This is a genomic window from Janthinobacterium rivuli, assembly GCF_029690045.1.
Taxonomy (GTDB): Bacteria; Pseudomonadota; Gammaproteobacteria; order Burkholderiales; family Burkholderiaceae_D; genus Janthinobacterium; species Janthinobacterium rivuli.
Genome location: NZ_CP121464.1, coordinates 4,301,217 through 4,326,739, shown reverse-complemented (window position 1 = coordinate 4,326,739; position 25,523 = coordinate 4,301,217). Strand labels below are relative to the sequence as shown.

21 protein-coding genes are annotated in these 25,523 nt (G+C 61.4%); 9 read left to right on the top strand and 12 right to left on the bottom strand.

The window, feature by feature from the left end; all coding sequences use genetic code 11:
• Positions 1–18 precede the first annotated feature (18 nt).
• Positions 19–381: a hypothetical protein gene (locus P9875_RS19625; RefSeq protein ID WP_278316356.1), complete on the bottom strand. Its 363-nt coding sequence runs from the start codon at positions 379–381 to the stop codon at positions 19–21.
• 223 nt (positions 382–604) lie between these two features.
• Positions 605–928 (bottom strand): hypothetical protein, encoded by a 324-nt coding sequence (locus tag P9875_RS19620; protein WP_278316355.1) that lies wholly within the window; start codon positions 926–928, stop codon positions 605–607.
• 213 nt (positions 929–1,141) lie between these two features.
• Here P9875_RS19620 and ligD point away from each other — a divergent pair, with 213 nt between their 5' ends.
• Complete coding sequence (ligD, locus tag P9875_RS19615) at positions 1,142–3,640, top strand: DNA ligase D (RefSeq protein WP_278316354.1); 2,499 nt, start codon at positions 1,142–1,144, stop codon at positions 3,638–3,640.
• Here the strand turns inward: ligD and P9875_RS19610 are convergent.
• The 3 genes from P9875_RS19610 to P9875_RS19600 form a co-directional block, all read right to left on the bottom strand.
• On the bottom strand, positions 3,624–5,933 hold the full coding sequence (locus P9875_RS19610; protein WP_278316353.1) for a PAS domain S-box protein: 2,310 nt from the start codon (positions 5,931–5,933) through the stop codon (positions 3,624–3,626). The two genes, ligD and P9875_RS19610, sit on opposite strands and share 17 nt — an antisense overlap.
• A 120-nt stretch (positions 5,934–6,053) precedes the next feature.
• Positions 6,054–6,929, bottom strand: coding sequence for a Ku protein (locus tag P9875_RS19605; RefSeq protein ID WP_035820007.1), 876 nt, complete (start codon positions 6,927–6,929; stop codon positions 6,054–6,056).
• A 3-nt stretch (positions 6,930–6,932) separates the two neighbouring features.
• Positions 6,933–7,910, bottom strand: a complete 978-nt coding sequence (locus P9875_RS19600) for an SDR family oxidoreductase (protein ID WP_278316352.1) — start codon at positions 7,908–7,910, stop codon at positions 6,933–6,935.
• A 127-nt stretch (positions 7,911–8,037) separates the two neighbouring features.
• On the opposite strand from P9875_RS19600, the gene P9875_RS19595 reads away from it, so the two are divergent.
• The 6 genes from P9875_RS19595 to P9875_RS19570 all read left to right on the top strand — a co-directional run bounded on the left by P9875_RS19595 (position 8,038) and on the right by P9875_RS19570 (position 11,539).
• A complete protein-coding gene (locus tag P9875_RS19595) occupies positions 8,038–8,607 on the top strand; it encodes a TetR/AcrR family transcriptional regulator (RefSeq protein ID WP_278316351.1) in 570 nt (189 codons plus the stop codon).
• 77 nt (positions 8,608–8,684) lie between these two features.
• Positions 8,685–10,325, top strand: coding sequence for a SulP family inorganic anion transporter (locus tag P9875_RS19590; RefSeq protein ID WP_278316350.1), 1,641 nt, complete (start codon positions 8,685–8,687; stop codon positions 10,323–10,325).
• A complete protein-coding gene (locus tag P9875_RS19585; protein ID WP_278316349.1) occupies positions 10,322–10,723 on the top strand; it encodes an Imm1 family immunity protein in 402 nt (133 codons plus the stop codon). The genes P9875_RS19590 and P9875_RS19585 overlap by 4 nt, the downstream gene beginning before the upstream one ends.
• A gap of 1 nt (position 10,724) precedes the next feature.
• Positions 10,725–11,006: a hypothetical protein gene (locus P9875_RS19580; RefSeq protein WP_176388516.1), complete on the top strand. Its 282-nt coding sequence runs from the start codon at positions 10,725–10,727 to the stop codon at positions 11,004–11,006.
• On the top strand, positions 10,996–11,373 hold the full coding sequence (locus P9875_RS19575; RefSeq protein WP_217916727.1) for a DUF2750 domain-containing protein: 378 nt from the start codon (positions 10,996–10,998) through the stop codon (positions 11,371–11,373). Before P9875_RS19580 ends, P9875_RS19575 begins: the two co-directional genes overlap by 11 nt.
• Positions 11,351–11,539, top strand: a complete 189-nt coding sequence (locus P9875_RS19570) for a hypothetical protein (protein ID WP_176388517.1) — start codon at positions 11,351–11,353, stop codon at positions 11,537–11,539. The genes P9875_RS19575 and P9875_RS19570 overlap by 23 nt, the downstream gene beginning before the upstream one ends.
• A 4-nt stretch (positions 11,540–11,543) precedes the next feature.
• Here P9875_RS19570 and P9875_RS19565 read toward each other — a convergent pair whose 3' ends face one another.
• From P9875_RS19565 to tssF, 7 genes are all read right to left on the bottom strand, one after another.
• Positions 11,544–12,023, bottom strand: coding sequence for a GNAT family N-acetyltransferase (locus tag P9875_RS19565; RefSeq protein WP_176388518.1), 480 nt, complete (start codon positions 12,021–12,023; stop codon positions 11,544–11,546).
• Between the two features lie 72 nt (positions 12,024–12,095).
• On the bottom strand, positions 12,096–13,223 hold the full coding sequence (locus P9875_RS19560) for a T6SS immunity protein Tli4 family protein (RefSeq protein ID WP_255206168.1): 1,128 nt from the start codon (positions 13,221–13,223) through the stop codon (positions 12,096–12,098).
• A gap of 3 nt (positions 13,224–13,226) precedes the next feature.
• On the bottom strand, positions 13,227–15,080 hold the full coding sequence (locus P9875_RS19555; protein WP_278316348.1) for an esterase/lipase family protein: 1,854 nt from the start codon (positions 15,078–15,080) through the stop codon (positions 13,227–13,229).
• Positions 15,077–17,671 carry a type VI secretion system Vgr family protein gene (locus tag P9875_RS19550; protein ID WP_278316347.1) on the bottom strand — a complete coding sequence of 865 codons (2,595 nt, stop codon included), beginning with the start codon at positions 17,669–17,671 and terminating at the stop codon, positions 15,077–15,079. The genes P9875_RS19555 and P9875_RS19550 overlap by 4 nt, the downstream gene beginning before the upstream one ends.
• Before the next feature lie 12 nt (positions 17,672–17,683).
• Positions 17,684–17,971, bottom strand: coding sequence for a PAAR domain-containing protein (locus P9875_RS19545; RefSeq protein WP_416208751.1), 288 nt, complete (start codon positions 17,969–17,971; stop codon positions 17,684–17,686).
• A complete protein-coding gene (tssG, locus tag P9875_RS19540; RefSeq protein WP_278316346.1) occupies positions 17,968–18,957 on the bottom strand; it encodes a type VI secretion system baseplate subunit TssG in 990 nt (329 codons plus the stop codon). Before tssG ends, P9875_RS19545 begins: the two co-directional genes overlap by 4 nt.
• Positions 18,957–20,762 carry a type VI secretion system baseplate subunit TssF gene (gene tssF, locus P9875_RS19535; RefSeq protein ID WP_278316345.1) on the bottom strand — a complete coding sequence of 602 codons (1,806 nt, stop codon included), beginning with the start codon at positions 20,760–20,762 and terminating at the stop codon, positions 18,957–18,959. The genes tssG and tssF overlap by 1 nt, the downstream gene beginning before the upstream one ends.
• Here tssF and tssK point away from each other — a divergent pair.
• Both tssK and P9875_RS19525 read left to right on the top strand, forming a co-directional pair.
• A complete protein-coding gene (gene tssK, locus P9875_RS19530; RefSeq protein ID WP_341353800.1) occupies positions 20,709–22,286 on the top strand; it encodes a type VI secretion system baseplate subunit TssK in 1,578 nt (525 codons plus the stop codon). The two genes, tssF and tssK, sit on opposite strands and share 54 nt — an antisense overlap.
• 185 nt (positions 22,287–22,471) lie before the next feature.
• Complete coding sequence (locus P9875_RS19525) at positions 22,472–25,522, top strand: PAS domain-containing hybrid sensor histidine kinase/response regulator (protein WP_278316344.1); 3,051 nt, start codon at positions 22,472–22,474, stop codon at positions 25,520–25,522.
• Position 25,523: the final 1 nt, after the last annotated feature.

Sequence of the window (25,523 nt, the reverse complement as noted above, 5' to 3'; positions counted from 1 at the left end):
GGGATGGTGTGTCGATGATTACTTGGCTGCTGCTGGTGCCGCTACCGGTGCTGCTTCAGCGGTGGCCGAAGCCAGTTTTGCATCGGCCTTGGCCTTGGTGTGCTTGGCCTTATGGTGTGCCTTGGCTTTCGTGGTGGCTGCTTCCGCTTCGGCGCTGGCGACGTCCGTTTTCGCGGCAACGACTGCTTTCGCTTCTTTGGCATCGGCTTTGACGACGGCTTTCGCTTCCTTGGCGTCCGCTTTCACGACGGCCTTGGTGTGGGTCGCTTCCACTTTCGCCGGTACTGGAGCTGCTGGAGCGGCCGCAGGTGCTGCCGGGGTTTGGGCGAAGGCTGCAGTTGCGAACAGGCCGGCGATCAGGGTAACAATTGCTTTTTTCATGGTGCAGTCCTCAGTGGTGGTTTGTCTGGTATGTCTGTTGGTGCCGGGATGATTCCCGTATCACTGAGCAGAAAACGCGGCCCGGAAGGTTACGGTTGACCTTGTTTACACTTTCTTACAATCAGATGATTTAAGCGACGTTAATGAAAGAAGAAAGCGTGAAAATGCAAAAAAGACAGCCGAAGCTGTCTTTTTTGTGTGGCGCAAAAAACGCGCTGGGGGATTATTTGGCTGCTGCTGGGGTCGCTTCTGCCTTGTCTTCGGCGGCTTTTGCCTTGGCCTTGGTGGCTTTGTGATGGGCCTTGGCTTTGGTGACTTTGGCGTCGGCCTTGGCGCTGGCGACATCGGCTTTCGCATCGGCGACGACGGCGGCTTCCTTGGCATCGGCTTTGACTACGGCCTTGGTTTCCTTGGCTTCCGCTTTAGCCACTTCCTTGGTGTGCTTGGCTTCGGCCTTGGCAGGCGCGGCTGGCGTTTGAGCAAAGGCTGCGGTAGCGAACAAGCCGGCGATCAGAGTAGCAGTCAGGTTGACAATGCGTTTTTTCATGATGCAGTTCCTCGAGAAGTGGGGTTGTAGTTCAGGAGATGTATTTCCCCTGTCACTGAGGCAAAAACGCGCCGTACGGCAATAGCGTTGACAGCGATTCGATCTAATTACAAACACTTACATTTGCCGGGGCAGGCACTCTGTTAGCTGGCGTACCGCGCCAGGGACCGCAGCGGCCTAGACTCAAGGCCATCGTTACTGCATGGGTCCGCCATGAAAGCAGCCTTGAAAACCTATCAAGCCAAGCGCAATTTCGCCGTCACGCCCGAGCCTGCGGGGGGCGACGAGGAAGCGGGCGAGGCGCTCACCTTCGTCATCCAGAAGCACTGGGCCAGCCGCTTGCACTATGATTTTCGCCTGGAGCTGGACGGCACGATGAAAAGCTGGGCCGTGCCGAAAGGGCCCAGCTATGATCCGCGCGACAAGCGCATGGCGGTGCAGGTGGAAGACCATCCTGTCTCGTATGCCAGTTTTGAAGGCACGATTCCCGAAAAACAGTATGGCGCGGGCAAGGTCATCATCTGGGATAAAGGAATGTGGCAGCCCCAGCCGGCCACGCCCGATGCGCGCAAGGCGCTGGCGGCCGGCGAACTGAAATTTACCCTGTACGGCCACAAGATGCAGGGCAACTGGGTGCTGGTGCGCATGAAAGGCAAGGGAGACAAACGCAGCGAAAAGCAGCCCGCCTGGCTGCTGATCAAGGAAAAAGACGCCTATGCCCGGCCGGCACTGGAATTTTCTGTCGTGGACGAATTGCCCGACAGCGTCAAGCACAAGGCCATGCCCAAGCGCAAGAAGCGTGCGGCCCAGGCCGCTGCGCCAGCCGCCAGGCTGCCCGCCACCCTGTCGCCCCAGCTGGCCACCCTGGCCGATGCGCCGCCGCCAGATGCGCAAGACTGGCTGTTCGAAGTGAAATTTGACGGTTACCGCCTGCTTGCCCGTTGCGATGGCAAACAGGTCAGCTTGATGACGCGCAATGGCAATGACTGGACGGCGAAACTGCCGAAGTTGCGGCAGGCACTGGAGCAGCAGGGCTTGCCGCCAGGCTGGTATGACGGTGAAATCGTCGTCAACGACGCCAGCGGCCACCCGGATTTCGGCGCCTTGCAGCGCGCGTTTGATGCGGAAACGACCAGCGCCATCGTGTATTACCTGTTCGATGTGCCGTATTTCGATGGCCACGATCTGCGGGGCCAGCCCGTGGAAGCGCGCAGGGCGTTGCTGGAACAGCTGCTGCGGCGCTTGCCCGCGTCGCCCCTGGTGCGTTTCAGCGCCACGCTCGATGCTGCGCCTCAGCAGATCCTGGATCACGCCTGTCGCCTGGGGCTGGAAGGGGTGATTGGCAAGCGGCGCGGTTCGTCCTACGTCACGCGCCGCTCCGGCGACTGGATCAAGCTCAAATGCGGACTGCGCCAGGAATTCGTCATCGGCGGCTATACGGCGCCGCAGGGCGCGCGCGAAGGGCTCGGGTCGCTGTTGCTGGGCGTGCATGATGCGCAGGGCAAGCTGCGCTATGCGGGCAATGTGGGCAGCGGCTTTGACGATGCGGCCTTGCGCGACTTGCGGCGGCGGCTCGATGCGCTGGCCATCGAAACGAGTCCGTTCGTCGGCAAGGCGGGCGGCGTGCGCCAGCCCATCTGGGTCAAGCCGCAACTGGTGGCCGAAGTCAGTTTTGCGCAATGGACCAGTGGCGGCGCCGTGCGCCATGCCGTGTTCCACGGCTTGCGCCAGGACAAACAACCGGCTGCCATCGTGCGCGAGCGGGCGCAGCACATCGACAGGGAGAAGACCATGCACAGCAAATCCATGCCGGACGGCGTCTTGCCGGCCAGTTTCAAGGTCAGCCATGCGGACAGGGTGATCGACAGGGACAGTGGCGCGACGAAGATCGACCTGGTGCGCTATTACGCGCTGGTGGGCAAGCTGATGCTGGTGCATTTGAAGGGGCGGCCCGTTTCTCTGGTGCGCGCGCCGGCCGGCGTGGGCGGCGAGCTGTTCTTCCAGAGGCATGCGGAGACGTCGGCCATGCCCGGCGTCAAGCAGCTCGATGCGCGGCTCGATCCCGAGCATGCGCCCATGCTGGAAGTGGCCAGCCTGCAAGGTTTGTTATCGGCGGCGCAGTGGAATGTGGTGGAGTTCCACACGCAAAACGCGCTGGCCAGCGCCTACGACACGCCGAACCGGCTGGTGTTCGACCTGGACCCGGGCAAGGGCGTGGCCTGGCCCGCCATCTGCGAAGCGGCCGTGCTGCTGCGCGCTTTCCTGACGGAGCTGGGTTTGCCCGCCTGGCTGAAAACCAGCGGCGGCAAGGGCTTGCACGTGGTCGTGCCGATCCGGCCCAAGCACGATTGGGACACGGTCAAAGCGTTTTCGCAAGCCATCGTGGCGCACATGGCGCAGCTCATTCCGCAGCGCTTCGTTTTGAAAAGCGGGCCGAGCAACCGCGTCGGCAAGATTTTCATCGATTATTTGCGCAATGGCCGGGGCGCCACCACCGTGTGCGCGTGGTCGGCCCGCACGCGTTCGGGGCTGGGCATTTCCGTCCCGCTGGCCTGGGAAGAGCTCGACGAACTGACGGCGGGCGACCAGTGGAATGTGGGCAATGTCCACAGTCGTCTCGATGTTGGCAACACACCGTGGGATGGCTATGCGCGCAGCGCGAAAGGCCTCGACTCTGCCATGAAAAAGCTGGCCTTTACGCCTCCGGCTTGAACGGCAGGACGGCGCGCGCCAGTTGCAGCGCTTCTTCGATGGCCGCGTTGAGCAGGGTGATCTCGACGGGCTTGGTCAGGTAGCGGAAAAAGCCCGCGGCCAGGCCATGCCGGATATCGCCCTTCATGGCATTGGCCGTCAGGGCGATGACGGGGATGTGCGCGGTGCGCGCATCGTTGCGCAGGATGCGTTGCGCCTGGTTGCCATTCATGCCGGGCAAGTTGATGTCCATCAGGATGACATCGGGGCGGCGTTCCAGCGCCAGCGCGATGCCCTGGCGGGCGTCGGTGGCCGAGATCATGCGCAGGTGGGGCAGGAAGCTGACGATGTCTTCCACCAGGCGCAGGCTGGCCGGATTGTCTTCCACGTACAGCAGCAGTGCCTGCCCGCCGTCCTCGTCCCCGGCGTCGCCGGCGGGCTCGGGCAGGTATTCCGCTTCCGTCTGCCCGGCGGGCGGCGCGGCCATGGTATCGAGTTCGATCCAGAACACGCTGCCCACGCCGACGCAGCTGTGCACGCCCATATTGCCGCCCATCAGCTCGACCAGGCGCTGGGTGACGACCAGGCCGATGCCCGTGCCTTCCTCGCTGCCCGCCTCCTGTCCCAGGCGGTTAAACGGCTGGAACAGTTCCGCCAGTTGCGCCTCGTCCAATCCCTTGCCCGTGTCGCGGATGGCGATGCGCACGCGTTGCGGCCCGGGCTGCGAAATTTCCAGTTCCACCTTGCCGGCAGGGCGGTTGTACTTGATGGCGTTTGATAGCAGGTTCAGCAGCACTTGCTTGAGACGCGTATGGTCGGCCCTGAGCGTCAGCGGCTCGCAGGCGGGAAAGACGAGGAGGATCTGGCGCTGCTGCGCCTGCTCTTCCACCATCACGCGCACTTCCTCGATCAGCGCGGGCAGCGTCACCGCTTCCATCGACAGGCTCAGGCTGCCTGATTCGATCTTCGCCAGGTCGAGGATTTCATTGATCAGAGTAAGCAGGTGACGGCCCGAGGTGACGATGTTTTGCACGAAGGCGCGCTTTTGCGGCACGGTCGCAGGCAGGGCTTCGTTGGCCAGCAGCTGGGCAAAGCCGAGGATGGCGTTCAGCGGCGTACGCAATTCATGCGACATGCTGGTGAGAAAGCGGTCCTTCGCCTGGCTGGCCCGCTCGAGTTCGATTTTCTGTTCGTTGAGCGTGCGTTCGATGCGCTTGCGCTCCGTGATGTCGCGGATGGCCGACGAGACCAGCACGCCTTCGTCCGTTTCCAGCGGCGACAGGCTGATTTCGACGGGAAACTCGGTGCCATCGCGGCGCAAACCGTACAGTTCCAGGCCTGCGCCCATGGAGCGGGCGCGCGGCGCCGCGGAAAAGGACTGGCGGTGGTGCGGATGGTCGTGTGCATAGCGGGCCGGGATCAGCACTTCCACATTGCGCCCCAGCAACTCCGCGCGCGAGTAGCCGAACAGGCGTTCCGTCTGCGAATTGACGAGCACGATCTCGCCATCGCCGTTGACGATGACGATGGCGTCCGGCGCCGATTCGAGCAGGCCGCGGAACTTCTGCTCGGCCCGGCGGCGGTCGCTGACGTCGCGGATGGCGCTGATGACGAAGGTGCCGATCTCCGTCTGGATCGGCGACAGGCTGATTTCGACGGGGAACTCGACGTTGTCCTTGCGCAAGCCCAGCAATTCCAGGTCGGCGCCCATGGTGCGCGTGCGCGGCTGGTCGAAATAGCGCGAGCGGTGCGCCACGTGCGAATGGCGCAGGCGTTGCGGCAGCAGGCTATCGATTTGCCTGCCGCTCAATTCGCCTTCCGCATAGCCGAACAGGCGCTGCGCCTGCTGGTTGGCCAGCACGATGGCGCCCGTGGCATTGACCATGATGACGCTGTCCGGCGTCGATTCGAACAGCACGCGGTAGCGCACGTCGACGAACTGGGCGTCGCGCGCCGCCTTCAGCAAGGTCGTGTCCTTCATGGTGGAAATCAGGTAGCGGGCACCGTCCGGCGCCGCGTGGGCGGCCTGGCATGCCACGTCGACATAGATGAGTTCACCATCCTTGCGTCGCCGCAGCGATTCGCGGTCGTAGCTGCCGTGCAAGGTCAGCTGCTCGTCGATCTGCGGGTCTGCCTCGGCCTGTCCTGGCAGCGAGATCAGTTCCCACAGCTGGTGGCCCAGCGCTTCGTCGCTGGCATAGCCGAAAATGCGCTGCGCCCCGGCCGTCCAGCGCACGACGGCATGCTCTTCGTTCGTGATGACAACGCCGCCAGGGGCGCCGTTGAGGATAAGCTGATCTAACTCGGCATCCATTTTTTCCCGCACGCATGACAGGGCTTGCCGGGCGGCAGGCCTGTGCATAACGTAGCGAGAAGCTTGATCAAAGTCAATTCATTTATATGATGCAAGGTTCTCCTGGTTGCGAAGCGTACTTCAGGCCGCCTTGCGCCTGGCGGGTGCCGGTTTGCGCGCGGTGGACGCGGCCGCACGCTTGCGTGGCGCGGCGGCCGGCGCTTTCTTGCCCAGGCTTTGCTGCAGCAGAGCCACCAGATCGATGACGTTGCTGTCTTGCTCTTCTGCCGGTTCGGGCGCGGGCGGCGTGATGGTCTTGGTCTGTTTGGCCTTGATTTTCTTTTTGACCAGCGCCAGCACGTCTTCGCGGTAGCTGTCGTGATATTGCCCGGGTTCCCACGCTTCGCTCATGCCTTCGACCAGCGACAGGGCCATCTTGAGTTCCTTGTCGGAAATCCCGGCCGCCTTCAGGCTGCTGCCGGGCAAGTCCAGGTCATCCGTGGGACGGAGCTCATCGGCGTAGCGCAGGGTGTTGAGCACGATGGCGTCGCCCACGCACACGAGCGCGCACAAATGCTGCTTGGTGCGCATGACCACGCTGGCGATCCCCACTTTATTGGCCTTGCGCAAGGTCTCGCGCAGCAAGGCATAGACTTTCTCGCCGCCCTTGGCGGGCAGCAAATAATATGGGTGCTCGTAAAAGGTCAGCGGCACCTCAAGCGCATCGACGAAGGCCAGTATGTCGATGGTTTGCGTGGCCTTCACATTGGCTTGCCGTAAATCTTCCTCGGACAGCACCACGTACTCGTCCGTCTTGTATTCATAGCCCTTGATGATGTCGTCCCACTCGACTTCCTTGCCCGTCTGCTTGTTGTAGCGCTTGTAGCCGATGGGGGCGAAGTCGCGCCGGTCCAGCATGGACAAGTCCAGTTCATGGTCGAGGCTGGCGGAAATCAGCTCGACGGGGATGTGCACAAGGCCGAAGCTGATGGCGCCTTTCCACAGTGCGCGCGCCATCGCTTATTCCCCCACGCTGCCGGTGACGGGCAGGACGATGCCGCTGATGTAGCTGGAGCAGGCGGGCGAGGCCAGGAAGACGTAAGCGGGCGACAGTTCTTCCGGCTGGGCCGGGCGGCGCATGTCCGTATCCTGGCCGAATTTCTGGATGTCCTCGGGCGATTTATCGGCCGGGTTGAGCGGCGTCCAGACGGGTCCGGGCGCGATGGCGTTGACGCGGATACCCTTGTCGAGCAAGTTGCCGGCCAGCGCGATGGTAAATGCATGGATGGCGCCCTTGGTGGTGGAATAGTCGAGCAAGTGCTTCGAGCCTTGCAAGCCCGTCACGGAGCCCGTATTGATGATGGACGCGCCACGCTGCAAATGGGGCAGCACGGCCTTGGCCATGTGGAAGTAACCATAGACATTGGTTTTCATGGTGAGGTCGAAGCGTTCCTCGCTCAGGTCCAGCAAGGATTCCGCATGTTCCTGGAAGGCGGCGTTGTTGACCAGCACGTCGATATGCGTGAATTTATCGAGCACCTGGCTGACGGCGTCCTGGCAAAAGCCCTGGTCGCGCACGTCGCCGGCAATCAAGAGGCAGCTCTGGCCTTCCGCTTCCACATAGCGCTTGGTTTCGTGGGCGTCCGCGTGTTCGTTCAGGTAAATGATGGCGACATCGGCCCCTTCGCGCGCGTACAGCACGGCCACGGCGCGGCCGATGCCGGAATCGCCGCCCGTGATGATGGCCACCATGCCGGCCAGCTTGCCGCTGCCGCAATAGTCGGGCGCCAGGAAGCGTGGTTGCAACTGCATCTGCCCTTCGATGCCTGGCTTGTCCAGATGCTGGGCGGGCAGGGGCGGGGCAGGCTGGCTGCGGTGGCCCGTCTGCACGGGTGGCTGGCTTTTCTGCTCGGCGGGTTTGGCGGTATCACGTTGATCCTGCTCTTGCTGGATGCTGCGCTGCAAGTTACCGGCGGACTGGTCCTTGTTCTCGTTCATGCTGGCCTCCCTGGAAACGAAGGTTCAGTATCGACGCGGCATCCGCATCAAACGGTGCGCTTGCTAACAGAGTGGCGCAAATGGATGCAAAGTTATATGATGATTGACATAAATATGGGAGGGCAGCATGAAGGTAAGCAGGGAACAGGCGGCGCTGAACCGCGAGCGCATCGTCGAGGTGGCGGCCAGATTATTCCGCGAAAAGGGCTATGACGGCATCGGTGTGGCCGACCTGATGAAGAACGCGGGCCTCACGCACGGCGGCTTCTATGGCCATTTCGCGTCCAAGGAAGACTTGATGATCGAGGCGTGCCAGCATGCCCTGGAGAAATCGCTGGAAGGCTGGCGGACAAAGGTCGCCAGCGATCCGCAGCAGGCGCTGCCCGCCATCGTCGGCAGCTATCTGACCACCCGGCACCGCGACCAGCCCGGCGACGGCTGCCCGGCGGCGGCCATGGGCGTCGACGTGGCGCGCATGTCGCCCGGCGCGCGTCCCGCGTTTACGAAGGCGACGCGGCAGCAGTTCGCGCTGCTGGAAGGATTGCTGCCCGACGGCGCGCCGGAAGAGCGGCGCCAGCAGGCCATTTCGACGTTTGCCGCCATGGTGGGCGCCATGGTGCTGGCCCGTTCCGTCGATGACGAAGCCCTGTCGGCGGAAATCCTCGACGCTGTGAAGGCGCAATTGCTGCAAGACTGATCACAGTTTTGCAAGTGCGCCTGTCAGCCGGCCGCGTCGCATGATAGGCTTCGGTTTTCAGATTTTGGGATCTCATCATGCTGCTTTGGCTCAGACAATACCGGCGTCCTCTGTTGGCCGGGGACATCACTGCCGGTATCGTTGTCGCCATGATGATGGTGCCGCAAGGCATGGCTTACGCCCTGGTGGCCGGCTTGCCGCCCGTGGTGGGCATCTACGCCAGCATCCTGCCGCCTGTGCTGTACGCCTTGTTCGGCAGCAGCATGACGCAATCGGTGGGTCCCATGGCCATCGTTTCCCTGATGACGGCCGCCGCCCTGGCGCCGCTGGCCGATCCCGGCTCCTCGCTGTATATCGTGCTGGCCGCTCAGCTGGCCTTCATCAGCGGCCTCGTCCTGCTGCTGTGCGGCGTGCTGCGCCTGGGTTTCATGGCCAGTTTTTTGTCGCGGCCCGTGATCAGCGGTTTCAGCAATGGCGCCGCGATCCTGATCATCTGGGGCCAGATCACCCCCTTGCTGGGCGCGACGCTTCCCCACTGGCACACGCCCAGCCTCGTGCTGGGACTCTCCGGCCTGCTGTTCCTGTGGCTGGCCAAGCGCTATCTGTCGCGCCTGCTGCAGCGCTGCGGCCTGAACCAGGTGGCGGCCGACGTGGGTGCGCGCCTGGCGCCGATGGCGCTGGTGCTGGCCGGCATCGCGTTGGTCGCCTATGGCGGCCTGGAAGCGATGGGCGTGCAGACGACGGGCCACGTGCCCAGCGGCTTGCCCGGCCTGAACCTGGCCACCTCTGGCGCCCATTGGCGCACCCTGCTGTCGCCGGCACTGCTGATCGCCTTCATCATCTTCCTGATGAGCATGTCCGCCGCCCAGACCCTGGCGCAAAAACGGGGAGAAAAGCTGCACACGAACCGCGAACTGCTGGGCCTGGGCGCGGCCAATGTGGCCAGCGCGCTGTCGGGCGGCTTCCCCGTCACGGGCTCCATTTCGCGCTCGGCCGTCAACTTCCAGGCGGGCGCCAACACGCCCCTGGCCAGTATCATCACGGCTGGGTTACTGGCGCTGGCGCTGGTGGCGCCCACGGGCTGGCTGGCCTTGCTGCCGCTGCCCGTGCTGGCGGCCACCATCATCTTTGCCGTCAGCAGCCTGCTGGACTGGGACACCTTGAAACTGTCGTGGCGCTACGACCGCAGCGATGCGCTGGCCCTGCTGGCGACCACGGCCGGCGTGCTGGTGCTGGGTGTGGAAGCGGGCGTGGTGATCGGCGTGCTGTTGTCGATGGGTACCCTGATCTGGCGCGCCAGCCGCCCGCATATCGCCGTGCTGGGCCGTATCCCGAATAGCGAGCACTTCCGCAACGTGGAACGCTACGAGGCGCAAACCCTGCCCGACGTCTTGCTGCTGCGCATCGATGCGGGCCTGTTCTTCGGCAACGTCGAAGCCGTCACGGAAAGGGTGGAAGACGAGTTGCGGGGACACCCGACGGCGCGCCACCTGGTGCTAGTGCTGTCGGCCGTCAACCAGATCGACAGCACGGCCTTGCTGGGCTTGATCGAGCTCAACAGCACGCTGAGCAAGCGCGGCATCAGCCTGAACCTGGCCGAAGTGAAGGGCCCCGTGATGGACCGCCTGCGCCAGAGCAGCCTGCTGCACGACCTCAGCGGCAAGCTGTATCTGAGCACGGCGCTGGCCATGGATGACTTGAGTGGAGAAAAAGCATGACGATGGAACTGAATCTGCATGGCGAGCCGCGTGTGGTCGATAGCGTGCCCGCGCTGGAGCAGACGCTGCTGGACGCGCGTGCGCTGGCTCAGTGCGAACTGTGGCTGACCATGACCATGACCATGGCCACGGATGCCGAGCAGGGTCCAGCCCTGTGCATGCTGCGCAATGGCGGTAATGCCTGGCTGATGTATCTGTCGGGACAGGACGAGCTGAGCTTTCACTCCTTGGGCGACGAAGAGGAAACGGGGGAATGCAGCTACCTGCTGTCGAATGGCCAGGTGGATGTGTATCCGGAAGCGTGGTGCGTGGATGTGGACTTATGCCAGCAGGCTTTCATCGCGTTCTTCAAGACAGGCGGCGCGCGGCCGGCCGGCATCGCGTGGGAAGCGGATTGAGATGCTGCAAACCACGCAAACCATCATCGACGAGATCGACAAGGATTTGCTGGCCGCGCTGGACGCCAGGGCAGGTTTGCTCACGCTGCGCGCAATCTTGCTGCGCTACAAGGCCAGCGGCGTGACGGCGGATCAGGTGGCCGCCTTGCTGCAGGAATTGCGCCCAGCCACGCAGGAGGGGCCGCTGGAAGACGTGATACTGGATGCCCTCGACATGGTGACGGGCTGGTGTACGCCGCAGCTGCGGGTATGGGACGGGGTAGGGGAAAACCGTGCATCCTGAAAAGTTCAAGCAGGTGATGGGCCTGCCGTCCGGCGAACGCCATGCGTACTTTGTGCGCAAGGTAGCCGATACGCAAGAAGTGTGGGGCTTGTATCATGCAGGCTGGGCCACGGCGCAAGCCCATGGCCACGTCGCCATCCCGTTCTGGCCGGAAGCCGCATTCGCGCAAGCGTGCGCCAGCGGCGACTGGGAACATTTCCAGCCACGCGCCATCGCGCTTGGTGATTTCCTGAGCAAGTGGCTGCCTGGCATGGCAAGCAATGGCCAGCTGGCTTCCGTGTTTCCCGTGCCGCAAGGCGGTGCCAGCATCGCGGCACCGGCTGATTTACTGAGAGATATGCGACATGAGTCAGAGCAATATGAATGAGGGCAAGGAACGCCTCGACGCCTGGTACGACGGCTCGGCCATCTGCCTGATCGCCGTCGGCGCGCAGGGCGACCCGCTGGACCTGGGCGACGACGAAGTGCGCGCCCTGATCGCGAAGCTGCAGCAATGCCTGGCCGAGTCCGAAGCTGCGGCTACAAAAGATTGACGGCTCAGGCGGCCTCCAGCGCCTTTTCCATCGCCACGCTGGCCAGGCTGATGCCGCTGGGGTGTGCATACGCTTCCTCGCGCAAGGCCGTAAAGCCGGCCGCCGCGTAAAACGGCACGGCGTTCAGCGACGCGGACAGGTGCAGGCGCGCAATGCCGCGCCCGCGCGCCAGGTCTTCCAGCGCCGCCAGCAGGCGCTTGCCGATGCCGAGTCCCGCGCGCGCGGGATCCACAAAGACAGCGTCTACTTCATGTTTATCTACATCCAGCATGGCGTAGCCGGCAATGGCCTCGTCCTGCATCGCCACGATGCCGCCACCCGCAGCCAGCATGGCGGCATACGCTGGCGGTACAGGCGAGGCCGTCCACACAGTAATTTGCTCCGGCGCATAATGCGTGGCGCAACCGACGCGCACGGCCACCGTGCGCAGAGCCCACAGGGCGTCGATGTCAAGGGGCAGGGCGGGGCGCAGGGTGATGGGCATGGACGCTTTCGGGGCAAAAGGATCATGCTAGCGCAATGGCTGGCATGGCGCCAGCATGAGCTGATCCAGCTGTCACTGCGCCGGCTTGTCGGGATCGATATAGTACGAACCCGGCGGCGCACCCGGCACTTTCACCCGGAACTTCAAGCCGGACAGCAGCTTGTCCCACAAGGCGATGGCCTCTTCGTCGGTCAGTGACGCGGCTTCGGCGGCGCCGACCATGTTGTGGGCGACTTTGGTGTACATGGATGCCTCCAATACCGCTGGATAGGCGATATCGCGCGGCGTACCCACCAGTGTCCATTCAAAATCATGCACGCCATCGGTACGCCGTATCAACGATTCCTCGCCATGCCAGTGCTGCACGTCACGCTTGCCCTCGCGTAGCAGAGTACGAGGAGGGTAGTTCTTGCCTTGCTGGTCTTTTGCTTCCTGGATACGAGCAAGTAATGATAATTTCCCACGTACTTTTGCATCATATTCAGCAGGAGGATAGTCGCCGTATGCATTTTTATTCGCAGTGATGGAAAAAGTCACGTCTGGAAAGCTGGGGAAATACAGGCCTGCATCCGCCATTTCCTGGCTATCATATTTGTTGTCACTCATAAAACCATTTTTGATGCAATAGCCAGGCTCCTTGGGAACTTCATTTTCATCGCGCAGACGTAAGTTGTTAGCGCGGACCATTTGATTTCGTGTGGCATCTGCTATTGTTTCATCTTTTCTTCTTGATCCGTCAAGAATAAATATATGGCTTCCTTTTATGACGTAGGTCTTGAAGAATAGATCACCATCTTCCTTGGAAAATTTCCCATCATAATATTGAAGTTGCCAGCTATTTTCTATTGGCCCTTTTCCATTGTATGTAATTTCAGATGTTGGATCACTTTTTTTTATTTTTTCAATTTCTTCTGCTATGCGTTCGTTTTTTTCTATTATTCCACCTTGTATGGTCTTGATTTCCGAAAGGAGTGTTGTTCCTCCTGATATCAACTGCACTTCTCGCGGAACCTCTAGGGCATAGCGCCCGAAGCATACAATTTTTGTTTTTAAAAATAGTGTTTCCAGGCGTTTGCTGAGTTTGAAATTTTCAGGCATTATGATCTCCTTGGCTGAATTTTTTTTCGCGTAGACGGATAGAAATCCCATCGCAATAACTGTGATCGTGAGAAAAATTGTTTTTTTTATCTTATTATTCATGGATTAATCCCATTTTGCCGTCTTGGCAATTTGTACGATGGAATACAGCATGGATGCCATTACATTTGTATCGGCATAGCTGTTCTGGTGGTCATAACCATTCGCTTCCGCCATGCCATGTACGAAAAGTGTGCCTGCGATGTGCCGGGCAGAACGGTCTGACGGCACCGTTCCATCACCACGTGCACTGGCTGGCTGTAGCTTTAACTTTAAGAATTTACCTCCGGCCTGGACCAAGAGTTGTCCCTTTGCATCATCTTCAAGTAGTTTCCATTTTTCAGGTAACGGCTCGAATTTATTCCAGGGGTCATTTGAACCACTGTGAAGACCTTCAATTAATTTAAATACCACATCACCGTAACTTAAAAAGTTTCTGGATGAACAATAGCTTGCGTAAGTATTTGTATGGAAGGTTTTCTCTATGGATGAGAAGAATTCTGCGGCGTTTTTTATTCGCCTCATTGTTTTTTCTATGCCGCCACCTTTTTCACGAGGGATGTCTGCGGGATTTACCCAGTTTGGATTGATTAGCCTCCACCACGCATTGGGTGGCTGAAGGTAAATGCTCTCCAGTGCAGTGGCCTTATCGCGAGGCCAGCTCCATAGAATTTTATCCTGTGCATCCACAATTTTCAGCCAATCCTGGCCATATGCCGCGCCTGGCATCATTTCCAGTGGCGCCGGTGCGTTTGCCAGAATGGCGGTTGCGTGCGCACCGTCGATGCCTAGAATGCTGGCTTCTATTTCTGCTATAGAACCTTCTCTTTCCTGAAAGCCAAAACGCATGCGTTTATATGCCCCTGCGGCACCAATGGTTGGCATCACGTTGTGATAAATTCCCAGAATTTTCACATCTTTATCATCAAGCATCTTCCCATAGCTGGGGTGTATCAATGCACGGGCCAGCAAGCCCCCCATGCTATGCGTGACGATGATGACTTCGTTACATTTGAATCCGCGTTCCTGGTAGCCTTTGACCAGGCCGCGTAGTCTCTTTGCAATGATGATGGCAGATTCACCATTGCTCTTTATAAAGTTGTAGCCCATCGCGTGCACTGGATACCAACAGGGCGAAATTTTCTTCAAGTCGTTGACATTAATGGCTTTGCCAGATGACGCGCCAAAATTTGTTGGATCTTGCAAAAGCAGTGCGCCAAGGCCACTTGTTTGACGCCAGAGAGGATGTGGCTTACCGTCGAAAATCATATTATTGAGATGCAATTCGGCTGCCCGCAACATTGTTCCGTACGCACCAGCAAATAACACTTCACTCCATCCTCTCCAACGGGCTATTTGTGCTGGACTTTGATACGAGCAGGCTTTACCTTGATTCGGACGTGTTGTTGTCGCGATCCTGTTGGTTCCCATTAAAGGAGGAATAGGTGTAAAACTGTCTGGCACATTTTGATGCCGCGCATCTGCAGCCTTGGTTTCCGCACCATCTGGATCAAAACGACTGTTGCTTTCGGTGTAATGGTAGTATTCCACTTCGGTTTCATTGGGATCAAACACCAATTGACGCTGCCGTGGCGACGCATCTTTGAACCAGCCACCCAAGCCATTGTTTGTGAGGACAGCGGCCTTGCCTCCCGCACCCATCATATCGTCTGGCCGCCAGGCCCGATTGTCTGGACGGCCCAATTCTTCCTGGCGAACCTTGCTCATCCTTAGATTGCTACCCATCACGCCTGGCAGGAAAATGACAGGAATTACCTTTCCTGGCGGTAGGGTGACGTCATGTCGGGCGGTATCTTTTGTTTCCGTCATCGAAACAGCGAGTTCTGCCCAGCCTCCTACGCCTTGACCAAACTTCTCAGGATGATTGCCGCGGTTATTCAAGTCATCACATTTGCTCATGGCAGTTCTCCCTTATAGCGAATGATGTAACTATCCATGCCGGTGGATTTTTGTAATTGCGTGGAACCGTCTTCCGCGCTTTTGCCGGCCATGTTGCCGTCATCGCGCAGTATTTCAAACGCAATTCCAACGGCTGGCGTATCGTCGGCATTCACCAGCAAGACTTCCTGATCAAAACTGCTGTGTGGCCGTTCATTAAATTCCTGCGACACGCTCTTCGGCGCCAGGGTTTCCAGGTTGCCGTTGAAGAGCACAGGGGACGAGGTGAAGAATTGCACCTTGTCGCTGATTTCCAGCATGTGGTTGGCGCCGTGCAGGCGTACGCCTTTCTTGCCCTTGATGTTGACCCAGTCCGCTTCGCTGATCAGCGACAAGACTTTCTGGGCGAGGATTTCCACCTCGTCGCTGTGGGCCTGGATGGACACCTTGCCGCTGGCCGCGATCAGTTTCATGCCGGCCTTGTGCACGAACAGGCTGAAGCTCCTGGCGATGCTGGCAAACATGCTGTCGCCGCTGGCGAGTGAAATATGCTTGCTGCTGCTGAGCGCCACATGCTCGCTGGCGGCCAGGTGCATGGACTGGGCCGTGCTCAGCTCGATGCCGGCCGGGCTGGCCAGCAGCAAATGCGCTTCGGACAGCTCGGGAAAATCGCCGCCGGCGCCCTTGATCGCGGCGTTTTGCCGCTGGATGGACTCGGCGACGGCGCCCTGTTGTGCTGCGCTGTCTTGCGCACCCGCGTCGACGGCCATGCCGGCCAGGCCTTGCTGCAGCTGGCGTGCCTGCGCCAGGCGGGCCTGTGTTTCGTCGAGCTGTTTGACTGATCCCGTTCCTGTTGATGTTTCTGTGGTGATCAGCATGCCTTTGGCTGCGCGCAAGGCGCCCCAGGCGTTGCTGGCCAATTCAAAGCCCACGCCGCGCGCTTCCTTGCGGCCGGCGTTGTCGTCGATGCGGGTGATGTTGCCCAATGACAGACGGCTATCCTGGTGCTCGCTGCGCAGCTGCGCCTGGATCGCGCCCTTGGTATCGTCGAGTACAAGGTGGTTGGCGCTGCGGGCGCCCAGTTCGCGGCTGCGCAAGCCGGACAAGGCACGTTGCTGCGGCAGCTGCCACGGCGGCGGATTGGCGCTGTTGTAGACGACGCCGATGACGATGGGATGGTCGATATTGCCGTCCTGGAATTGCACGACGACTTCCTGGCCCACGCGCGGCAAGGCGATCTGTCCCATTTGCGGACCCGCCATCGGCATCATGACTCGTATCCATGGCGAGCTGCGCTCATCGAATGTACCCAGGCGGTCCCAGTGAAATTGCAGGCGGATGCGCCCCAGTGCATCGGTATGGATTTCCTCCCCGGCCGGCCCGACCACCAGCGCCGTCTGCACACCCGCAACCACGCACGGCGTGCTGTTGTAGCCACGGCCCGGGCGCCAGCGGATGTCCCGGCGTACGCACACCAGTTTGTTCGCATAGTGCGAGGGCGCGCTGGGGCCAATCTGATAATTATTGCTGGCGCTATGCTCGGCTGACAAAATCAGGTATTCGCGTTCCGCGATGCTGTCCGGGCGCTCCTGGCCCGGCTGATAGCGTTTTTCCTCGGCGCTGAAATGGCCATCGAGCCGGAAACAAAGGCCTGGCTGCGCGCCACGGTGATTGCCGGCCGCCTCGAAATACTGGCGCAAATGGTCGCTTTCCTCCACGCGGCGTTGGGCCAGAGCTTCCCCGGCATCGACATCCTTATAACCATAGGCGCCCGTGTTTTCGTACAGTTCGTGGGCAAATACATCACCCTGGCGATTCAGGGAGTAGCCGCTGGCAAGGCGTGGCTGGGGATTTTTATAGTCGAAACTGGCCAGTGTCATTTGCCCGGAGCCGATCCGGCGCACGGCTTGCCACTGTTGCAAACCATCGTCTTCCATGGAGCCCGATTCGGAGTGAAAACGCATGGCGCCGTCGCCCGACACCGTGGCGATCATGTCCGCCAGGGTGCTGTTGTCCGCGAGCCAAAGCGTATGGCCATCGGCGCGGTGCTCGTACCAGTAATGCCAGCCCAGCGCCTCCCAGCGCCGGTGCAGGTGGTTGTAGTCGGTTTCATTGTGCTGATTGGCGCAGGTGATTTGCGGGTCGTCGCCGTGGATGCTGGTTTTCCAGTCGCGCTGTTCGTAGTGGGCAAAGGTCGTTTCGGTCAGCTGCATCACGCTTTGGCCATGAAAGGACACATTGTCCTGGCGCAGCCGGGCGAAGGCCAGCCATGGTTGCAGCACCATGCGGTACCACGCAAAGCCGCCGTCGGCGCGCAGCAGGCAAAACTCGCCCACATAGCCGTTAAAGTAGCGCAGCGTGCCATCGTCGCGCACCATGGAAATGGTCGCCATGCGGCCCAGCATGGCCTTGAGCGCGATGTGCGCATCATCGGACAGCAGTTCGGCCTCGAAACGGAAGTCGCGCGACACCTCTTCCGTGCCGCTCAGCGAATTGACCAGCAGGATGGCGCCGACCGGCCCATCTGCATGGGGGAAGTCGATTTTCAGCAGGCGCCGTTCTTGCGCGGCGAGGTCGAAAGCCGACAGTGCCGCCTGGATGCTTGCATGCATGGCTTGCCTCCGTTAAAGCGATGTGATCAGATGAGCGCCACAGGCGGTGGCATCGCCGTCATAGGCGTAGGGCTTGCCCATGTGCTTTGCGCCGGCGCCATCCGGGGTGATGGCAAAGCTGCCCTTGCACTTGGGGCAGAACGTGGTGTCATCGGCCAGCGCCGCCGTCTTTCCCATCACGGTGCTGCCAGACGACGCGCTGGTGACCTTGCCGCCGTGATCGGTTGCGTCTCCAAGCCGGATGACGCCGCGTCCCGCATGTTTCATGCTTGCCTCGCTTTCCAGGGATGAACTGCTCAAGCCAGCTGCAGCAGATAACGCACTTCCGCGCCGCGGACCTTGTTTTGTGCTGTCTGCAAGAACGTCGTCCAGCCCAGGCGCCGTCTTTCTGACGGGTTGGCGCTCAGGAGCAGGGGGGTAATACATGGCGGACTCAGTATCAGCCGCACTTCATATTGCAAGTCCGGTACGCCAAACAGCGCCAGCATCTTTGCCAGCGCCGCCGCGCCTGCGCTGCGCGGCAGGAAGCGTTGCAGGCCAGCGGGATCGAGCGGGCCGATATGCAGGCAGACGCGCATGTCCTGGCGCCACAGCCGCAGGCCAAGCGTTGCGCCGCGCGCCAGGGTAAAGTTGACGCTGCCGAGCAGGCTGCGGCGGTTTTTTTCCAGATAGTCCCAGCCACCGACAAATTGCTGCACGGTGACGGGGACGCCGCAGTATTCGGCCAGCACAGGGCCAATCGCCTGCGCGGAGACGGGGCGGCAGCGCAGCAGCCCCGCGTACCAGGCCGCGACGTCCTGCGTCACGGCATCAGCTTCGCCGCCCGGCGGCAGCGCAGCGCGCCGCACGCCGGCCAGCGCCGTCAGCAAAGGCAGTTGTACATCCGTGGCCTGGGTCTGCAGCGTGGATTCCAGTCGATACTTTTCCCACGCCTGGTAATACAGCGTGAGCATGCGGTGCGAAAAGATATCGAGAAAGGCCGAGACGCCAGCGTCTTTGCTCGACAAGCGGTAGGCGGCGATGCGGTCCGAGTGGTGCAAGGGCAAGGTGCCGCCGACGCCCAGAAAACGCATGAACGTCGGTATCAGGGCCAGCTGTTCATTCTCGTCGAGCGAGAGCTGTTCGATTTCACTGGCGGGAAAACTCAGCGACAAGCTGTTCTTGAAGCGCAACACCTGGCCGAAGGCTTGCGCATGGGATACGTTTTGCCGACGTAGCCAGCACAGCAGAATGCGCACCGCCTGCACGAACTGGTAGCGGTAGGGCTCGGTCAGCAAGTGGTGCATTACACCAGATTCTGCAGGCCGCTTCTTGGTTTGCATCGGATCAGCTCCTCTCCGCTTTGCCCTGACAGCACCACCAGTTCGATGAAACTGTTGATTTGCACATACAGCCCAAGGAAGTGATCGATCACCTGCACAAACAGGTGCATGCTGGTGCCGACGAACGCCTCTTCGTCCAGCGTGATGCGCACCTCCACGCCATGCGCCAGCGAGGTGCCGCGCTTGTGCCGCAGCCATGTCGTGGTCGGCGAGTGCGCCAGCGCGACGATGCCGCCGATCTGGCGTTGCGAGCTTGCCGATTGAGACTGGTCATACAGTGTCAGCATTTCGCGCAGCGCCGGCAGGCCATCCTGGACCAGCGCGTGATGATTCAGCGTCAGGTGCGAAATCAGGCGCCAGTGCAGGCCCGCGCCCTGTGAAAAGCGTCGCGGCTGGCTGGGGCGTCGCAGCATGTGCAGTGCGGGTCCGCCGCCGCACGGTTGCAAGTCTCCTTGCGGCTGGCCGTATTTGAGCGACAGCGGAAGGTCACGGTTGCTGCACGTCAGCGACAGCGACAAGCTGGCTTTTTCGTTGATCAAGGGATTGAAGTCGCTGTCGACCAGCGTGATTTTCTTTTCGTGGCCAGGACTGTTGATGGCCAAAGCCATGTCGTGGCGCACGACCCAGTAGTGTCCTTGTTGCGCCGTCCCTTCGCCATGGCGCAGGCTGTACAGTGGGCGAAATTCGGTCAGCGTGCTTTCGCCTCCACGTTGGCGCAGCAAACGCACCGCATCGACAGTGACGACTTCGTAGCCATGGGCATGGGTCGCATGGGCCAGCACGGAGTAGTCGGTTTTCTGCTGGGTGACGGCGATCGGCACGCCTTCCTGGCGGAAGAGATTGACGGCAGGACTGCAGCCCAGCCTCAAGTTGTCGCTGGAAATGCTCGACAGCATGCGCGCCGCAGCGCAATCGGGCCGCAAACCGGCCATGCACAGATGCAGGGTAAAGCGCTGGCAACCAGGCGGCAGGGCCGCACCCAGCGCCGCGATATCGATGTCGAAGAAATTGAATTTTTCCGGATACGCAAAATATTCGCTCAGGATGCGGTAGGCCGGCTGCGAGCGGGCACCGAACGGTATCAAGGCATCCGTGTCGGCGAAGCCGACGGGCGTCAACGGCACGGCGGGCAAGGTCATCCATTGCACCGCGTCGATGGACACAAAAGCGCAGACTGCATGCAGGAACAAGGCATCGCGCAAGGCGGCGGAAAAAGAAGCTTCGCCATCGATGAAAACGCGCAGTGACGCGGGCGCCGCGTCGAGATGCCGGATGCCGATGTTCAGCGAGGAACTGGCTGATGCGGGCAGGCGCACGCCTGGCGGCGGCTTGATCATCGCATCGAAAACCGTGCTTTCCAGTACCGATGCGCCTGTCGTCATGGCGTAGACCGTCTTGAAGCGGCAGCGCACGCCGCGCACAGGCGTGGCGTCCATTTCGCTGCCGGCCGGCAGGTGCGCTACACCCGTTCCAGCGGCCGGGGCGCACTGGTGCACGATGGTGCACGATGGAAAGGGACGCAGATAATGCGGAAACAGGGCTTCGAACAAGGCTTCGGTAAATTGCGGATAGTCGTCATCGAGCCGTTTCGAGATGCGTGCCGCCAGCATGGCCACCGATTCGATCAAGTGTTCGACGTGCGGATCTTCGCAAGACTCGCCGGACATGTGCAATTTGCCGGCGATTCTCGGATAGCGTTCGGCAAACTCACGGCAATGTCGCCGCAGCATCACCAGCTCGCGTTCGAAATACGGCAGCAAGTCCTCCATCTCGATCTTTCCTGTGTCTTCACGCGGAATGGCCAGTATCCGAGCGTTTGCTCCAAGGTAAATTGCGTTTGCGCAATAATTGAGCAGGGTTGCTGCGCAACATCAAGGACTTTCAAGCTGGCAACATCAGACTGGCAAGGCAGCATGATTCCAACGGTCAATATGGAGAACGCCATGACATTGCCATCCAAATTACTGTGGTCCGAGGGGCTGGCCATCGGCCCCCAGCAATTCCAGCAGCTGGACCGCTACCATGAAGCGCGCCTGCAACGTCTGGCCTCACTCATCAATCCACATTTATGGGGCGTGCATGGCGTCAGCTGGAATGCGGATGCACTGGCCAACAATAGCCTGCGGGCGGACGCCATGTCGCTCGTCTTTCAGGATGGCGAACTGTTTGACGCGCCGCTTGGCGATGTCTTGCCCGGTGCGGTTGACCTGTCCAAGCTGCCTTCCAGCGAACATAGTTTTACGTTTTATGCCGCGCTGCCCACGCTGCAGGCACACGGCGGCAATGTGAGCGCTGCTGGCGCGCGCTATGTCCAGGCGGATATCGAAACCCCGGATCTGTACAGCGAGGCAGTCAGCATCGACGTGGCTTACCTGAAGAAACGCGTGTATCTGCTGTCGCAACTGGATCCCCTGGATGACTATCTTGCCATTCCGGTGATCCGTTTGTACCGCGCCGGCAATGGCGGCTTTGAAATCGATGCCTCCTTCATTGCGCCAGGCCTGAGCGTCAGCGCCGAGCCTTCGCTGCAGAAAATGCTCGAGTCGCTGATCGACCGCATGGGCGCGAAAATCGAGGCGCTGTACAGCCGCCACCGTCAGCCCGGTAACAATACGGTGGAATTTCATGGCGGGGATGTCTCCTCGTTCTGGATGCTCAACACCTTGAGCACGGCCAGCGCCACGCTCAGTCATTGCGCCAGTTACCGGCGCCACCATCCCGTGTATCTGTTTGAAAAATTGATGGCGCTGGCCGGTGGCTTGATGACGTTTTCGAAAAAATACACACTGAACGACTTGCCGGCGTATTGTCACGACGACGCGGCTCCCGGTTTCGGCAAGCTCGATGGCATCATTCGCGACCTGATCGATACGGTGCTGCTGTCGCGTTACTTCCCGATTGCACTGTCCAACGACACGCAACAGAACACCCACTATCACGGCTTGCTCGATGCCAAGCGGATTGACCGCCAGACCGAACTCTGTCTTGCTGTCAACGCCGATATGCCGGCGCTGGAACTGGTTGCCACGGTGCCGTTGCAGTTCAAAATATCCTCTCCGGACAATATCGAACTATTGCTTGGCCGGGCACTTCCGGGGGCCGAGTTGCGCCATATGGCCCAGGTTCCTTCAGAAGTGCCGGTGCGGCCCAATACGTATTACTTTTCGATCGACAACAAAGGCAGTATTTATGACAGCATGATCAAGGCCCAGGCGATTGCGATTTATGTGCCATCCGGGATAAAAGGGCTGAAGCTGGAACTGTTCGGTATCAGTGGCGCCGCCGCGCAATGATGGTGGGTGTTGCGAGCGGGTTTCTTGTCAAAAGATTGCCCTAAGCAATAGACTTGCCCCTGCAGTTGACGTTATCATGTTTTTGTAAGTGTCGGTGGCTGAGCAGTCGGCGCCTGGTTGAAACATGGTGACAGCGAGAGTGAGCATGGGCATGGCGAATGATGCGTGATGTGCCTGGCGGCGGGATGGACAGGGCAGCGGTGCGCCGCTGTGGCCGCGCATTGCTGCTGGCGTTGTGTGTTGCCGCGGCCCCTGCCGCCGTGCCGGCTGCGACGCCGGCCACGGCCACGATCGCTGCGGCGCCGCACCAGGGGCAACGCGTGCTGTTTCTCAACGCTTACGATTACGGCCGCGCCGGCGTGGAATCGTACACGCGCACCTATGTGGCCGCCATGGCCGCCGCAGGCCTGGCCAGCGAAGACATCATGGTCGAGCACCTGAACCTCAATACCCAGGGCGACCCGGCGCTGCGCAACGAGATGCGGGATTTGTTGCTTTTAAGATACACACAGATGATGGGGCGCAAGGCCGACCTGATCATCGCCATGCAGCAGCCGGCGCTCGATTTTTTGCTGTCCGACCTGGCGCCGCTGGCGCGCGGCGTGCCCGTGCTGGCGATTAACACCTCGGGCAAGGCCTTGCCGGCCGGCAGCCCGCTGGCCATCTGGCAGCAAAAGGCGAATGTCGATTTTCCCGGCACCATGGCGCAAGCGATGGCGCTGTTCCCGGAAACGAAAACCATCGTCATGGCCGTCGGCGCCAGCGAGGCCGACCAGGCCTTGAAGCGCGGCATGCAGCAGGCGGCGCAGGCGTGGCAGGGCAAGGTGGCCATGCGCTATCTCGATGACCTGACCCTGGCGCAGATGCGCGTGGCCGTGGCGCAGCTACCCGCCGATACGCTGCTGGTGGCCGGTAACGTCAACCGCGACGTGGACGGCGCCATCGCCACGCCGGTGCAGTTCGCCGGCGAACTGGCGCGGCTGGCGAATGTGCCCGCCTTCGGCATGTACAACACGAACGTGGGAAAAGGCATCATCGGCGGCTCCATCCTGCACATCGAAGGCGCCGCGCAGCAGGTGGCGCAGATGTCGCTGGCCGTGCTGGCCGGCAAGGCGCCTGCCGCGCCGGGCGCCTTGCTGCCGCCCATCCGGCCGGTGCCCATGTATGATTGGGAACAGCTGCAGCGCTGGGATGCGGACTTCAGCCGGCTGCCGCCGCACACCCTGTTCTTCAACCGCCCGCCGCAGCTGTGGCACGAACACCGCGTCGCCGTGCTGTCGGTTGGCGCCGTGTTTCTCGCCATGGCGTGCATGCTGAGCGCCCTGCTGCTGCAGCGCCGCCGCCTGCGCCGCGCCGAGAGCGACGCGCGCGAAAGCGAGCAGCGCTTCCGCATTCTCGTCGAACATGCGCCGGAAGCCATCGTCGTGTATGACCTGGACCTGGACCGCTTTATCGATGCCAACAGCAGCGCGCAGCGCATGCTGGGCATGTCGCGCGAAGCGTTGCTGGCGCGTGGGCCGTTCGACCTGTACACGGGCGAACAGCCCGATGGCCTGCCGCTGGGACTGATGATGGAAGAGCACCTGCGCCGCGTCATGCTCGGTGAACCGATCCTCGTTGAACGCAATGTGCGGCGCGCCGACGGCAGCATCTTCCCCTGCGAAGTGCGGCTGGTGCGCTTGCCGATGGAAGGGCGGCGCCTGGTGCGCAGCGGCATCGTCGACATTTCCGAGCGCAAGCACAGCGAGCAGGAGCTGCTCGGCTACCGCGACCACCTGGAAGAACTGGTGCAGCAGCGCACGGCGGCCCTGTCGGTGGCCGTCACCGAGGCCGAATCGGCGAACCGCGCGAAAAGCGTTTTTCTCGCCAACATGAGCCACGAATTGCGCACGCCCTTGAATTCCGTGATCGGCTTTTCGCAGATGATGGCCGATTCGAGCAGCATGTTCGAGGAAGAAAAGCATAACCTGGCCATCATCAACCGCGCCGGCCACCATTTGCTGACCTTGATCAACGATATCCTGGAATTGTCGAAAATCGAGGCGGGCCGCATGCAGCTGCAGGCGGGTCCCGTCGACTTGAATGGCTTGCTCGACGAGGTGCTCGAAATGGTGCGCATGCGCTCCGGCGACCAGGGTATCGCGCTGCGCCTCGAACGTTCCGGCGTGCCGCCGCTGGTGCGCCTCGATGGCGCCAAGCTGCGCCAGGTGCTGCTCAATTTGCTGTCGAACGCGCTCAAGTTCATCGAGCAGGGCAGCGTGACCCTGTCGCTGGCGTGCCAGGCGGACGGCGATGGGCAAGTGGCGCTGGCGTTCGCCGTGCGCGATACGGGCAGCGGCATCGCGCAAGACGACCTGGAACGCATCTTTGAACCGTTCGTGCAGGCCGACAGCGCCGTGGCGCAGGCCGGCACGGGACTGGGGCTGACCATTTCGCGCGAATTCGTGCGTCTGATGGGCGGCGAGCTGCGCGTCGAATCGACCCTGGGGACGGGCTCCGTGTTCCACTTCGACTTGCGCGCGCCCTGCGTGCAATGCCCAGCCGCCGCGCCGCTGGCGCCGGGCCGCGTGGCGCGCCTGCCGCCGGGCCAGCGCGGGCGCACGGTACTGCTGGTCGACGATGACGACAACTGCCGCAAGCTGCTGGCCGGCTTGCTGGCGCCGCTGGGCTTCCAGCTGCAGGAAGCGGCGGGCGGCGTGCAGGCGCAAGCCATGCTGGCGGCGCAGCGCTATGACATCGTGCTCAGCGACTGGCGCATGCCGGACATGGACGGCCTGGCGCTGACGCGCTGGCTGCGCGCGCAGCCGGCGCTGGTGCAGCCGCGCCTGGTGATCATGACCGCTTCCGCCTTCGAGGAAGAAAAGCAGGAGGCGCTGGCGGCCGGCGCCGACGGCTTCCTGCGCAAGCCGATCGAGCAGGAACACCTGTTCGCCATACTGGAGCAGCAACTGGGCGTGCGCTTCCAGCGCACCGGCGCCATGCCGCCGCGCGTGCCGTCCGTCGCCTTTGACCTGCGGCAGTCGCTGAGCCAGCTGGGCGCGGACGAGCGTCAGGCGCTGCTCGAATCCGTGCAAGCCCTCGACTTGCGGCGCAGCGCCATCGTGCTGGCCGGCGTGGCGACCAGCCTGCCGCAGCTGGCCGCGCACGTCGGCGCCATGCTGGAACAGCATCAGTATCAGCCGCTGTGCGCCTTGCTGGCGCAGCTGGCCAGTGAGCCGCAGGGCGAAAACGCATGAC

Bases quoted from the DNA above. Each gene is read 5' to 3' on its own strand.
- P9875_RS19590 (WP_278316350.1), top strand. From the start codon at position 8,685: ATGCTGCTTTGGCTCAGACAATACCGGCGTCCTCTGTTGGCCGGGGAC.
- P9875_RS19550 (WP_278316347.1), bottom strand. From the start codon at position 17,671: ATGCATGCAAGCATCCAGGCGGCACTGTCGGCTTTCGACCTCGCCGCG.
- P9875_RS19525 (WP_278316344.1), top strand. From the start codon at position 22,472: ATGGACAGGGCAGCGGTGCGCCGCTGTGGCCGCGCATTGCTGCTGGCG.
- P9875_RS19555 (WP_278316348.1), bottom strand. From the start codon at position 15,080: ATGAGCAAATGTGATGACTTGAATAACCGCGGCAATCATCCTGAGAAG.
- P9875_RS19585 (WP_278316349.1), top strand. From the start codon at position 10,322: ATGACGATGGAACTGAATCTGCATGGCGAGCCGCGTGTGGTCGATAGC.
- P9875_RS19560 (WP_255206168.1), bottom strand. From the start codon at position 13,223: ATGAATAATAAGATAAAAAAAACAATTTTTCTCACGATCACAGTTATT.
- tssK (WP_341353800.1), top strand. From the start codon at position 20,709: ATGTCGCCGCAGCATCACCAGCTCGCGTTCGAAATACGGCAGCAAGTC.
- tssG (WP_278316346.1), bottom strand. From the start codon at position 18,957: ATGCACCACTTGCTGACCGAGCCCTACCGCTACCAGTTCGTGCAGGCG.
- P9875_RS19620 (WP_278316355.1), bottom strand. From the start codon at position 928: ATGAAAAAACGCATTGTCAACCTGACTGCTACTCTGATCGCCGGCTTG.
- P9875_RS19570 (WP_176388517.1), top strand. From the start codon at position 11,351: ATGAGTCAGAGCAATATGAATGAGGGCAAGGAACGCCTCGACGCCTGG.
- P9875_RS19605 (WP_035820007.1), bottom strand. From the start codon at position 6,929: ATGGCGCGCGCACTGTGGAAAGGCGCCATCAGCTTCGGCCTTGTGCAC.
- P9875_RS19610 (WP_278316353.1), bottom strand. From the start codon at position 5,933: ATGGATGCCGAGTTAGATCAGCTTATCCTCAACGGCGCCCCTGGCGGC.
- P9875_RS19625 (WP_278316356.1), bottom strand. From the start codon at position 381: ATGAAAAAAGCAATTGTTACCCTGATCGCCGGCCTGTTCGCAACTGCA.
- P9875_RS19580 (WP_176388516.1), top strand. From the start codon at position 10,725: ATGCTGCAAACCACGCAAACCATCATCGACGAGATCGACAAGGATTTG.
- tssF (WP_278316345.1), bottom strand. From the start codon at position 20,762: ATGGAGGACTTGCTGCCGTATTTCGAACGCGAGCTGGTGATGCTGCGG.
- ligD (WP_278316354.1), top strand. From the start codon at position 1,142: ATGAAAGCAGCCTTGAAAACCTATCAAGCCAAGCGCAATTTCGCCGTC.
- P9875_RS19595 (WP_278316351.1), top strand. From the start codon at position 8,038: ATGAAGGTAAGCAGGGAACAGGCGGCGCTGAACCGCGAGCGCATCGTC.
- P9875_RS19565 (WP_176388518.1), bottom strand. From the start codon at position 12,023: ATGCCCATCACCCTGCGCCCCGCCCTGCCCCTTGACATCGACGCCCTG.
- P9875_RS19600 (WP_278316352.1), bottom strand. From the start codon at position 7,910: ATGAACGAGAACAAGGACCAGTCCGCCGGTAACTTGCAGCGCAGCATC.